Origin of the sequence: Streptomyces sp. NBC_00582, from assembly GCF_036345155.1 — a bacterium.
Lineage (GTDB): Bacteria > Actinomycetota > Actinomycetes > Streptomycetales > Streptomycetaceae > Streptomyces.
The window spans coordinates 10,090,487-10,102,952 of the sequence record NZ_CP107772.1 but is presented as its reverse complement, the minus strand read 5'-3'; the positions used below and the strand labels follow the sequence as shown (position 1 = coordinate 10,102,952).

Here is a 12,466-nt window from a genome sequence, read left to right as displayed (position 1 = left end):
AGTGTTCCGCACTTTCTTGATAAACGCTACAGTCTCAGCATTCCCTCTCCCCGTGACTCGGGAGAGGACCGACGAGCCGCCGGAGGAGCCATGTCGCTGCTGCCACTCGACCGTCGCGCCCAGGAGACACCCGACGAGCCCGCCCTCGTGGACGACCTGGGCGTGCTGTCCTGGGCCGGCCTCGCCGACAACGTGGCGCGGGCGGCGGCACGGATGCTGGAGTTCGCGCCCGGCCCCGACGACCGGATCGCGGTGCTCGGCGACAACGCGATCCCGACGCTGGTGGCCCATCTGGCCGGCCTGCGAGCCGGGGTCGGGACCGTGGCCACGTCCCGGAACCTCACCTCGGGCGAGCTCGTCGACCAGATCATCGACGCGGGCGTGACCGGGATCATCGCCGGGCCGACCGGCGCGGGTGCCGCCCTCGACGCGGCCCGGGAACTGGGCCTTCCGGTGGTGACGCACGGAACCCCGGAGACCGGGCACGCCTTCGACTGGGAGCTGTGGCTGGCCGCCGCGCCCGCCGGGCTCACCCTCCCGACCGACCGACCCGCCCGGCCCCCGCTCGTCTACACCTCGGGAACCACCGGGCGGGCGCGCGGCACCGAGGTGCGCTGGGTGAGCGGCCCCGTCGCCGACAGCACCGCCTACGTCGCCGCGATGTCCGCCCGGCCCGGATTCCCGCCGGGACCGCATCTCGTGTGCGGCCCCCTGCAGCACAACGCGCCGCTGACCTCACTGCGGCACCTCGCGGCCGGACAGCCGGTGGTCGTCCTCGGCCGGTACTCCGCGGAGACGTTCCTCAGCCGGGTCCAGAAGTGGCGGGTCTCCTCGACCGTGATGGTGCCCACCCACTTCCAACGGCTGCTCGCCCTCCCGGAGGAGGTCCGCGCCCGGTACGACGTCTCCAGCCTGCGCCAGGTCTCCCACACCGGATCCGCGTGTCCGCCGGACGTGAAGCGAGCCATGATCGACTGGTTCGGTCCGGTGCTCATCGAGTCGTACGGTGCCAGCGAAGCCGGAACCGTGGCCCGCATCAGCAGCACCGAGTGGCTGGCACACCCGGGCTCGGTCGGGCGCGTGCAGCCTCCGTTCGAGGTCCTGGTCGCCGACGACGACGGCGGACAGCTGCCGCCCGGCGAACGCGGATTGCTGGCCTTCCGGGCACCCGACGACCAGGGCGTCCGCTACCACGCGGACCCGGACAAGACGAAGGCCGCCTATCTCTCCCCCGGCGTCTTCACGCTCGGTGACATCGGCTACGTCGACGCGGACGGCTACATCTTCATCACCGACCGCGCCGCGGACGTCGTGGTCTCCGGCGGCGTGAACCTGTACCCGGCCGAGAGCGAGGCGGTCCTGCGGCAGCATCCCTCGGTCGCCGAGGCCGCGGTGATCGGTGTGCCCGACCCCGACTTCGGCGAGTCGCTGCGGGCGCTGGTCGTGCCGGCGGGGCACGAGCCGCCCGCCGACGAACTGGACCGGTTCTGCCGTGAGCGCCTCGCCGCCTACAAGTGCCCGAAGGCGTACGAGTTCGTTCCCGAGCTCCTGCGCAACGCGATGGGCAAGCTCGACAAACGCGCGATGCGCCGCCCCTACTGGAGCTCGGAACGGACCATCGCCGGCTGAGCCGACCCTCCCCTCTTCAGCAAGGATCACCCATGACCGAACTCCTCCTCATCCGGCACGGCCTCCCCCTGGCGGGCGTCTTCGACCCGGGGCTGTCGCCGGAGGGCACCGCTCAGGCCGAACGCCTCGCCGCCTGGCTCGGACACGAGGACCTCGACGCCCTGTACGTCAGCCCGTTCCGGCGGGCCCGGGAGACCGCGGCCCCCCTGGAACGGCGCACCGGCCTGACCGCCACCGTCCTCGACGACCTGCGCGAGTGGGACACGGACGTGTCCCAGCCCTACACACCACCGGAGCAGATCGGCGCCGCCGATCCCCGGGCGGCGGCACTCGCCGAGGGGCGCTACGAGGACTTCGTGCCCGACCTGGACCGGGACGCCTTTCGCGCGCGTGCCGTGCGGGCCATGGACACCATCCTCGACGCCCGGCCCGGTGAGCGGGTCGCGGTCGTGTGTCACGGCGGCATCACCAACACCTACCTGGCGACAGTGCTCGGCCTGTCCACCATGTTCTGGTTCCACCCCGGCTACACGTCCGTCAGCCGTGTGCGGCGCATGCCCGGCGGCCGGATCGTTCTGCACTCGGTGAACGAGACGGCCCACCTGACCGCCGCACGCGCCGTCGACGCGGTCGCCTGACCCCGCCCACACCTCCAGGAGGTCCAGGTCATGCCCGGATCCGTCATCGTCGCCGGCGCCAGGACGCCCATCGGAAAACTGATGGGCGCGCTGAGCACGCTGTCCGCGGTCGACCTCGGCTCCCACGCCATCGGCGCGGCCCTGGCCGCCGTCCCCCTCGACCCCGCGGCCGTGCAAGCCGTCGTCATGGGACATGTCGTACAGGCCGGGGCCGGCCCCAACCCGGCTCGGCAGGCCGCGATCCGCGCGGGTATTCCCTTCTCCGTCCCCGCGAGCACCGTCAACAAACTCTGCCTGTCCGGTCTGCACGCCATCGCCCTGGCCGACCTCATGATCGCCTCCGGCCGTCACGAGGTGGTCGTCGCCGGCGGCATGGAGTCCATGTCGGGCGCCCCGCACCTGCTGCGCGGAGCGCGCACGGGCTGGAAGTACGGCACGGCGCCGGCGGAGGACGCCCTCGACCGCGACGCCCTCGTGTGCGCCTTCGACGGCGTCTCCATGGGCGCGGCCACCGAGCGTTATCAGCAGCCGTTCGCCCTGACCCGAGAGGAACAGGACGAGTACAGCGCGCTCTCCCATCAACGGGCCGCCCACGCCCAGGAGTCGGGCGCGCTGTCCGGGGAGATCGCCCCCGTCACCGTGTCGGGTCGTCGGGGCGAGACGGTGGTGGACACCGACGAGGGCGTGCGGCCGACAAGCACCGCCGAGAGCCTGGGGCGCCTGAAGCCGGCCTTCTCCGGCGCGGGCACCATCACCGCGGGCAACTCGTCACAGCTCTCCGACGGCGCCGCGGCCGTCGTCGTGATGAGCGCGGAGCGCGCCCGGCGGGAGGGTCTGACACCGCTCGCCGAGATCGGCGCCTACGGCACGGTGGCGGGCCCCGATCCGTCACTGCTCGTCCAGCCTGCCGGCGCGGTCCGCGACGCCCTGTCCCGGGACGGCCGGCTCAAGGCCGCCGACCTGGACCTGTTCGAGATCAACGAGGCGTTCGCCGGAGTGGCCCTGGCTTCCGTACGGGACCTGGACATCCCCTTGGAGAGGGTGAACGTCAACGGCGGAGCGATCGCGCTCGGACACCCGGTCGGCATGACCGGAGCCCGGCTGGTGCTGACCCTCGCGGCGCAGCTACGGCGGCGCGGAGGCGGCAACGGAGCGGCCGCCCTGTGCGGGGGCGGCGGCCAGGGCGACGCGCTGTTGCTGCACGTGCCGACGCAGACCTGAACCCCGGAGCCGAACCCTATGAACGACCACCTGCCCCCGGTCGACACGACCCTTGCCGTGGCGACCCGCACCCTCGCCGCCGACGGCGTCGTCTGCCTCACCCTGCGCCGCCCCGACGGCGGGGTGCTCCCCGCCTGGACACCGGGCGCCCACATCGACGTACTCCTGAACACCGAGGACGGCGAGAACGGCGATCTGATCCGTCAGTACTCCCTGTGCGGACACCCGGCCGAGCGCGGGACCTGGCAGATCGCCGTGCTGCGCGAGCCTCAGGGCCGCGGCGGCTCCGCCCACGTCCACGACCACCTGCGCGAAGGCGCCACCGTGCGGGTCCGCGGACCGCGCAACAACTTCCCGCTACGGCCGGCCCGCCGCCATCTGTTCGTCGCCGGCGGCGTCGGTATCACCCCCATCCTTCCCATGGTCGAGGCCGCCGAGGCCGCGGGGGCCGACTGGCGTCTGCTGTACGGCGGCCGCACCCGGACCTCCATGGCGTTCCTCGACCGCCTCGCCCCGCACGGGAACCGCGTGCTCGTCCGTCCGCAGGACGAGTACGGCCTGCTGGACCTCGCCGCCCACCTCGGCGTACCCGAGGAGGGCACCCTGGTGCACGCCTGCGGTCCCGAACCCCTGTTGCGGGCGGTGCAGGAGCAGTGCGCGGACTGGCCGCCCGGCACGCTGGGCATCGAACGGTTCGCCCCGGTGCAGACGCCCGAACCCGGCGCGACCGAAGCCTTCGAGCTGGAACTCGCCCGCTCCGGGCTCACGCTCACCGTCCCGGCGGACCGCTCGGTGCTCGATGTCGTGGAGGAGGCCGGCGTCGCGGTCGACTTCTCCTGCCGGGAAGGCACGTGCGGCACCTGCGAGACCGACGTGCTCGACGGCAGGCCCGACCACCGCGACTCGCTGCTGACCGAGGACGAGCGGGCCGCCGGGGACACCATGCTCATCTGCGTCTCCCGCGCACGCGGGCCTCGCCTGGTCCTCGACCTCTGAGGCCGATCACCTCCCGCTCATCAGAAAGGACGGACTCCGCATGGATCCCGTCACCCGTCTCGGCGTCGTCGGCTGCGGCCTCATGGGCTCCGGCATCGCCGAGGTCGCCGCCCTTAGCGGCATCGACGTCCGGGTCGCCGAGGCCACACCGGACGCGGTGGAGGCAGGCCGCCGCCGACTCACCGCCTCCCTCGACCGAGGCATACGGCGGGGCAAGCTCAGCGAGGAGCAACGAGACCAGGCCCTCGCCCGGCTTTCCTTCACCCACGACCTCGGCGACCTGGCCGACCGCCAGTTCGTCATCGAGGCCGTCGCCGAGAACCGCTCCGTCAAGTCCGACGTCCTGCGCTCCCTGGACAAGGCGGTCGAGGACACTACGGCGGTCCTGGCCACCAACACGTCCTCCATCCCCGTCGTCGACCTCGCCGTCGTCACCGAGCGCCCCGCGCAGGTCATCGGCATGCACTTCTTCAACCCCGTGCCCGTGCAGCAGCTCGTCGAGCTCATTCCCGCGCTCGTCACCGGCGCGGACACCGTGCGGCGCGCCCGTGGTCTCGCCGCGCAGTTGGGCAAACAGGCCATCCAGGCGCCCGACCGCTCCGGCTTCGTCGTCAACGCCCTGCTGGTGCCCTACCTGCTCAGCGCGGTGCGCATGGTGGAGTCCGGCTCCGCACGGCCGGACGACATCGACCGGGGCATGGAACTCGGCTGCGCGCACCCCATGGGCCCGCTGCGCCTGCTCGACCTCATCGGCCTCGACACCGCCCAGGCCGTGGCCGAGTCGATGTACGAGGAGTTCAAAGAGCCGCTGTACGCGCCACCCGCACTCCTGCGCCGCATGGTCGCCGCAGGCCACCTCGGCCGCAAGAGCGGCCGCGGTTTCCACACCTACGACGCCTGAACAGGGCCGGCTGGCGACACGAGCGTCCATCGACACCGGCCACAGCAACGCCATGAGCCAAGGAGCGACGGCGTTGCCAAGCTCGTCGCCCGCGCCGCGTTCGGCTTCCGCAACGCCGACAACCAGCGCGGCGAAGCCAGCTGGTCCTGGGCGCGGCCGGTGTCGTCGTTGGGGGCGGTGCCGATCCACTGCGCGCCGGAGCCGCCCGCACGGACGGCTGCCTCCGGCGTCGCCCGGCACCGGTAGGTGCTCCGAGCGAGCTGCGCCGTCACAGAAGACTCCCCACTGTCGCGCCCTGCCCGGCAAACGAGCTCCTGGACCAGCCCGAGGGCATCCTCCGGGGCGGGGCCGGCCGAGCCGGCGAGCGTGGCCGGATCGTCGACGGTGCGGCCGTCGGCCAGCGGGCACAGCAGCGCTCCCGCTGCCGGGGCGAACTCGAACGTGCTCCTGGCGGCCGAGAGCGTCCCGCATCCTCGTCCACGGCGTCGGCCTGGCCGTCCGAGGCGGCGAAAAGCGGCAGGTCGCGCCGCCAGTTCACGAGCTCCCGGCGGCGCCCCCGCGCTCGGTTCACTCGGCGGACCTCAGACGAAAGGCGGGGCCGGGGATGCTCTCGATGTCTTCCGGCTGAACGGCGTGGCCCCGGTCGCAGCGGATCCGGGCGTCGACGTGCGCGCCGCAGCCACGGTGCCGGGACAGCATGGCCGGGCCCTCCGGGTCGGCGCGGTAGCGGTCGCCCCACTGCAGGAGCCCCATCACGGCCGGGACCAGATCCATGCCCTTGGGCGTGATGACGTACTTCGGCCGGCTCCGCGAGCCCGGCTCCTGGTAGGTCTCGGTGGCCAGGATCCCTTCCTCCACGAGCATCCGAAGCCGCGCCGCGAGGAGGTTGCGAGGACATCCGAGGACGCGTTCGAACTCGCCGAAACGGGATGATCCGTACCAGACCTCGCGCAGGATCAGGATCGTCCACTTCTCGCCCACGACCTCGAGGGTCCGGGCGATCGAGCAGTTCGACGTGTCCCTGTCGAGACGGGGGTCCATGCCGGCGTCCTGCAGAACCTCGGTCGTTGCATCCATGGAGGTGATTCTAACCTCACCTGAGTTTACTTTCCTATACTCAGCAAGTAGCGTCGTCGCCAGGACAGCAACCCGGCCGCACGCCAGAACGGGCGCGCAGGGGGACCGCCCGAAGAATCACAGCAGCCACCGAAACACCCACACGGAAAGGCGGCCGACATGAAGGCCTTCGTCGTCGAGAAGTACGGCAAGGACGGCGTCCGCGCCGCAGACGTACCCGAGCCAACCGTCGGGGACCGCGACGTCCTGGTCAGAGTGAGCGCCGCCAGCATCAACCCGCTGGACAAGATGGTCCGCAACGGGGAGTTCAAGCAGATCCTGAAGTACAAGCGCCCGTTCGTGCTCGGCCACGACGTGGCCGGCGTCGTGACACAGGTCGGCTCCGCCGTACCCGGCTTCAAGGTCGGCGACGAGGTCTACGCCCGCCCGCGCGACCTGCGGGTCGGGGGATTCGCGGAGTACATCGCGATCGACGCGGACGATGTCGCCCCCAAGCCCGCCTCACTCACCCTGGAGGAGGCGGCCGCGGTGCCGCTGGTGGCCCTGACCGCCTGGCAGATCCTCGTCGAGCGCGCGCACGTGAAGCCGGGGCAGAAGGTGCTCGTCCACGCCGGAGCCGGCGGCCTCGGGTCCACGGTCATCCAGCTCGCCAAGCACCTCGGCGCCACGGTGGCGACGACCGCGAACACCAGGTCCGAGGAGTTGGTCAGGAGCCTTGGCGCCGACGTCGTCGTCGACTACACCAAGGAAGACTTCTCCAAGGTGCTCTCGGGCTACGACCTGGTGCTGGACTCCCTGGGCGGGGCGAACCTCGAGAAGTCACTGACCGTGCTGAAGCCCGGCGGCCTGGCCATCAGTGTCGTCGGCCCGCCCGACGCCGCCTTCGCCAAGCAGCTCGGCGCCCCCGCCGTCCTGGGCCTGGTCATGAACACCCTCAGCCGCAAGATCCGCAAGCAGGCCAGGGCGCTGGGCGTGCGCTACGAGTTCCTCTTCATGCAGGCCAACGGCTCCCAGCTGCGCAAACTCGCCGCCCTCTACGACAGCGGCAAGCTCCGCCCCGTCATCGACAGCACCTTCCCCTTCGACCGGACGCTCGAGGCGATGGCGCACGTCGAGCAGGGCCGCACCAAGGCCGGCAAGGTCGTGGTCTCGATGGCGCCCGACAACGACTGAGACACGTCCGGCAACAGCCCGCCCCCCATCAGCGGCCTACTGGTTGTCATGAACAGTATGGCTGCCGCAAGCTCCCGGCCCGGTCGAACATCTGCCGCGGCACTCTGCGGGACCGTGCGTTCCCGTGTCGTTGACGCGCGGCGCTCCTGCCCCCCTCGCGCAAGGCAATGTCCCGCTCACAGCGGCCACGCTCAGGACGGCAGCGTCCGTCCGCCGAGCGACGCTCGTTGCCAGGTGGGGGTGCGGTCCTTGTCGACCAGGGCGGCACGGACGCCCTCCAGGAAGTCCGGCGTGCGGATGATCGTGCGCGTGAGGGCGAGTTCGGCGTCGAGGCACTCGCGCAACGTGCGCTGTCTGCCTCGGGCCAGCAGGGCGTGGGTGATCTCCAGGCTCTGCGGTGAGGCGGACTCCAGGGCGCCCAACGCGGCTGCCGCCCAAGGGGTGTCGAGGTGACGCAGGCGTTTCTCGATCTCGCCGAGGGCCGACGCACCGAAAGCCCAGTCCACGTCCCTGCGAACCTCCGCCAACCTGCTCTCCGCCACCGGGGAAGGGCCGGCGAGACGGTTCAGGACCACGTCCACCGGCTCATCGGGGCGGTCGGCCAGGGCGTCCCCCACCGTGTCCAGCAGGTCCGCGGGAACGAAATGCGTGGCCAGCCCCGTGTACAAGGCATCGGCCGCGTCGATCCTCTGCCCGGTCAGTCCCAGGTACATGCCGATCGCGCCGGGCAGCCTCGGCAGAAAGTAGCTCGCCCCGATGTCCGGGAAGAACCCGATCCCGGTCTCGGGCATCGCCAGCACCGCGCGTTCGGTGACGACACGGAAGCCACCGTGGACCGACAGCCCCAGACCGCCGCCCATGCACAGGCCGTCGATGAGCGACACGACCGGCACGGGATACCCGGCGATCCGGGCGTTGAGCCGGTACTCGGATGCGAAGAACCGCTCACTGGCCTCGGCATCGCCCGCGAGGCTGTTCTCGCGGATCGTGCGGATGTCCCCACCGGCGCAGAACGCCTTCGTGCTGGTACTGGCCAGCACCACGGCGGACAGCGGTGCGTGCTCCCATGAGGCGAGCGCACGGTCGATGGCGGAGACCATGTCTGTGGTCAGGGCGTTGAGCGCCCGGGGCCGGTTCAGCAAGATGCGGCCGACGCCCCGGTGGATGCCGGCGAGAATCCCGACCTCAGCGGTATCAGGCATGGCTCGTCATCTCGTCCCCCGCAGACCTGCCTGTCGTGGCCATCACATTCCTCAACTCGCCGTCGATAGCGTGGACTTGAGGGATAGGCACCTCAAGATCGTAGCGCAAGGCGCGGAGCGCCCCGAGGAGCTTACCCGCGGCCACGGCGGACTTCGGCACCGCCTTCGCCACCTCATCTGCCCAGCGGCCGCCAGCCCATCTCCGATGCCCCGACGGGCTTCCTCGCATCCATGAGGGCGATCCGACGCACCTGAGTTTACTTTCCTATACTCAGACAGTAGCGTCATGACCGGCACATCGACCCGGCTGCCGCAGAGGAACCCGGCACGGCACCCGCCCGAGAAGGAGCACCACCATGGGAGTAAGCCCAGAGGCACACGAGTTCGCGGAGTTCCTCGCGAGTGTGAGCGCGAAGTCGTCGACACCGGGCCTCGACCTGGCCGTCATCCGTGACATCGTCGACTCGAACCACAAGGCGTCGACCGAGCCGGAAGGCGTCACCTACGCCGAAGTGGACGCGGGCGGCGTCCCCGCGCTGTGGGCCATCCCCGAGGGTGCCGATCCCGACCGCGCGCTGCTGCACTTCCACTTCGGCGGGTCCGTCACGGCCTCCATGCACTCCGACCGCAAGGCCGCGGGACACATCGCCAAGGCGGCCGGCGCCCGCTCGCTGGTCGTGGACTTCCGCCTGGCACCCGAACACCCCCATCCGGCGCAGCTCGACGACGCCGAGACCGCCTACCGATGGCTGCTCGCGCAGGGCTACGAGCCGCGGAACATCGGCAGCACCGGCCACTCGATCGGTGGCACCCTGGCGGTGATGCTGCCGCTGCGCCTGCTCGCCAAGGGCGAGGCCACGCCCGGCGCGATCGTCAGCGTCTCCCCCTGGACCGACCTCACGCTCCGGAACCCGGCCGTGGACGCCAACGAGACGAACGACAGGATGCTCAGCCGGGGCACGCTGGAGCTCTTCCGGGGCGCCTGGCTCCAAGACCCCGCCGTGGACTTCACCGACCCGCAGATCAGCCTCGTGCACGCCGACCTGACCGGCCTGCCGCCCACGCTCGTCCACTACGGCGAGTACGAGACCCTCGCCGACGACGGCGCCCAGCTCGGCCGCCGCCTCGCGGACTTCAAGGTCACCACCGAGACCCACGCGATGCCCGAAGGGCAGCACTCGTTCGTCCTGGGCGCCGGACGCGTACCCGAGGTCGACCAGGCCATCGGGCAGATGGGCCAGTGGCTCCGCAACCACCTCGGCGCGTGAACGAAAGCGCCGCCCGACGCCAGGTCCGCCCGCTCGTCCGCCGCACCACCGCGATGCCGGTGACCGGGTTCACCGGTCACCGTCATCCTGCTCGACCACGCCGACCGGCATACGGTAGGTGTGTCCGACACCGTTCCGCACGCAACCACACCACCGTCCCGATGCCACAAAGGAGTGCGCGATGGGAACGTACGAGGATGTCTTCCGCGCCAGCACCGAGGACCCGGAGCGCTTCTGGCTGAAGGCGGCGGAAGGCATCGACTGGGATGTGACTCCGCGCCGCGCCCTGGACTCCTCGGGCGCGCCCTTCTACCGCTGGTTTCCGGGCGGACGCCTCAACGTCTGCTTCAACGCGCTCGACCGGCATGTCGAGGCCGGCCGGGGCGAACAGCCCGCACTCGTCTACGACTCACCCGTGACCGACACCCGGCACACCTACACCTACGCGCAGTTGAGGGACGAGGTGGCGGCCTTCGCCGGAGCACTGGCGGGGCTCGGGGTGGGGCACGGCGACCGGGTCGTCATCTACATGCCGATGGTCCCCGAGGCCGTCGTCGCGATGCTGGCCTGCGCACGGATCGGCGCGGTGCACTCGGTCGTCTTCGGCGGGTTCGCCCCGCGCGAACTCGCCCTGCGCATCGACGACGCGGCCCCCAAGGTCGTGGTCTCCGCCTCGTGCGGCATCGAGGGCAAGCGTGTGATCGCGTACAAGCCCCTGCTCGACCGGGCGATCGAACTCGCGGCCCACAAGCCCCGGAAGAGCGTGATCCTGCAACGCCCCCAGGCGCAGGCCGAGTTGGGGCCCGACGATCTCGACTGGACTGATCTGGTCGCCACCGCGTCCCCGGCCGACTGCGTTCCCGTCCCCGCCACCGATCCCCTCTACATCCTCTACACGTCCGGAACGACCGGAAAACCCAAGGGAGTCGTCCGCGACTGCGGCGGCTACGCGGTCGCCCTGCACTGGTCGATGGGCGCCGTCTACGACGTGGGCCCGGGCGAGACCATGTTCACCGCCTCCGACATCGGCTGGGTCGTCGGGCACTCGTACATCGTCTACGCGCCCCTGCTGGCCGGCGCCACGACCATCCTGTACGAGGGCAAGCCGGTCGGCACACCGGACGCCGGCCAGTTCTGGCGCGTGGCCGCCGAGCACCGGGCCAAGACCATGTTCACCGCCCCCACCGCCTTCAGGGCCATCCGCAAGGAGGACCCGAAGGGAACGCTCACCGCCGACTACGACCTGACCGGCCTGCGCCATCTCTTCCTCGCCGGCGAGCGCCTCGACCCCGAGACCTACCACTGGGCGAGCGCTCTCCTGGGGATCCCGGTGATCGACCACTGGTGGCAGACGGAAACCGGCTGGCCCATCGTCGCCAACCCGGTCGGCATCGAAACCGCTCCCCTCAAACCCGGCTCCCCCACCCGCCCGCTCCCGGGCTGGGACGTCCGCGTCCTCGACCCCTCGGGCGAGCCCGTGCCCCCGGGCGTCGACGGCGCGATCGTGGTGAAGCTTCCCCTGCCGCCCGGCGCACTGCCCACCCTCTGGAACGACGACGACCGCTACGTCGCCTCCTACCTCTCCGCCTACGACGGCTACTACCTCACCGGCGACAGCGGCCACATCGACGACGACGGCTACGTCTTCGTCATGGGCCGCACCGACGACGTCATCAACGTCGCCGGACACCGTCTGTCCACCGGCAGCATGGAAGAGGCCCTGGCCGCCCACCCCGACGTCGCCGAATGCGCCGTCATCGGCGTCGCCGACGCCCTCAAGGGCCAGATCCCGCGCGGCTTCGTCGTCCTGAAAGCCGGCATCAGCCGCGACGCCGCCGAGGTCGAGGCCGAACTCGTCCAGCTCGTACGCGAGCGCATCGGCGCCGTCGCCTCCCTCAAGGACGTCGCGGTCGTGGCAGCCCTGCCCAAGACCCGATCGGGAAAGATCCTGCGCAAGACCATGCGCGGCATCGCCGACGGCCACGACGAACCCATCCCCTCCACAGTGGACGACCCCGCCGTCATCGAAACCCTGCGCCCTGTCCTCCTCCGCGCCGATCACACGCCGTGAACGGCTGCCCCTGGACGACGCAGGGCAGACACACCTGTCCGGAAGGCTCGGACCCGGCTCGCGTTCGGGCCACCTGACGATGTCCGGCAGGCGGACGACGGCGCGCCATGAGCCCACCCCGGGCCCCTCGGGTTCGCGCATGGCCCTGCGTCCGAGGGAACACCGACCCCGTGCGCCTCGACACCGCTGTGGCGCACGGCGGCCCGGAACTCCTCGGGTCGCCGGGCCGCCGTACGCCACAGCCGTTTCACCTCGCACTCCGGCGTTCCTCGCCGCGGTCGAGGGAGTCC

10 protein-coding genes are annotated in these 12,466 nt (G+C 71.2%); 8 read left to right on the top strand and 2 right to left on the bottom strand.

Going from position 1 to position 12,466, the window contains the following annotated elements; translation table 11 throughout:
• The first annotated feature begins 90 nt into the window (after positions 1-90).
• From OG852_RS45810 to OG852_RS45790, 5 genes are read left to right on the top strand one after another with little or no spacing between them, the layout of a single operon-like run.
• Positions 91-1,629, top strand: coding sequence for an AMP-binding protein (locus tag OG852_RS45810; protein WP_330351041.1), 1,539 nt, complete (start codon positions 91-93; stop codon positions 1,627-1,629).
• Between the two features lie 32 nt (positions 1,630-1,661).
• Positions 1,662-2,267, top strand: coding sequence for a histidine phosphatase family protein (locus tag OG852_RS45805; RefSeq protein WP_133915368.1), 606 nt, complete (start codon positions 1,662-1,664; stop codon positions 2,265-2,267).
• 30 nt (positions 2,268-2,297) lie between these two features.
• Positions 2,298-3,488, top strand: a complete 1,191-nt coding sequence (locus tag OG852_RS45800; RefSeq protein ID WP_330351040.1) for an acetyl-CoA C-acyltransferase — start codon at positions 2,298-2,300, stop codon at positions 3,486-3,488.
• A gap of 18 nt (positions 3,489-3,506) precedes the next feature.
• Entirely contained in the window at positions 3,507-4,484 is a 978-nt protein-coding gene (locus OG852_RS45795) for a PDR/VanB family oxidoreductase (RefSeq protein WP_330351039.1), read from the top strand.
• 40 nt (positions 4,485-4,524) lie between these two features.
• The gene (locus tag OG852_RS45790) at positions 4,525-5,385 is read left to right on the top strand and encodes a 3-hydroxybutyryl-CoA dehydrogenase (protein ID WP_330351038.1); all 861 of its coding nucleotides are present in this window, start codon (positions 4,525-4,527) and stop codon (positions 5,383-5,385) included.
• A 567-nt stretch (positions 5,386-5,952) separates the two neighbouring features.
• On the opposite strand, the gene OG852_RS45785 is transcribed toward OG852_RS45790, so the two are convergent.
• Positions 5,953-6,426, bottom strand: coding sequence for a winged helix-turn-helix transcriptional regulator (locus OG852_RS45785; RefSeq protein ID WP_330351618.1), 474 nt, complete (start codon positions 6,424-6,426; stop codon positions 5,953-5,955).
• Between the two features lie 195 nt (positions 6,427-6,621).
• Here OG852_RS45785 and OG852_RS45780 point away from each other — a divergent pair, with 195 nt between their 5' ends.
• Complete coding sequence (locus OG852_RS45780; RefSeq protein WP_133915364.1) at positions 6,622-7,635, top strand: NADP-dependent oxidoreductase; 1,014 nt, start codon at positions 6,622-6,624, stop codon at positions 7,633-7,635.
• A gap of 191 nt (positions 7,636-7,826) precedes the next feature.
• On the opposite strand, the gene OG852_RS45775 is transcribed toward OG852_RS45780, so the two are convergent.
• Positions 7,827-8,837, bottom strand: a complete 1,011-nt coding sequence (locus tag OG852_RS45775) for an enoyl-CoA hydratase/isomerase family protein (protein ID WP_330351037.1) — start codon at positions 8,835-8,837, stop codon at positions 7,827-7,829.
• A 356-nt stretch (positions 8,838-9,193) separates the two neighbouring features.
• On the opposite strand from OG852_RS45775, the gene OG852_RS45770 reads away from it, so the two are divergent.
• Both OG852_RS45770 and OG852_RS45765 read left to right on the top strand, forming a co-directional pair.
• Complete coding sequence (locus OG852_RS45770) at positions 9,194-10,105, top strand: alpha/beta hydrolase (RefSeq protein WP_330351036.1); 912 nt, start codon at positions 9,194-9,196, stop codon at positions 10,103-10,105.
• A 181-nt stretch (positions 10,106-10,286) separates the two neighbouring features.
• Positions 10,287-12,176: a propionyl-CoA synthetase gene (locus OG852_RS45765; RefSeq protein WP_330351035.1), complete on the top strand. Its 1,890-nt coding sequence runs from the start codon at positions 10,287-10,289 to the stop codon at positions 12,174-12,176.
• The last annotated feature ends 290 nt before the right edge of the window (positions 12,177-12,466 follow it).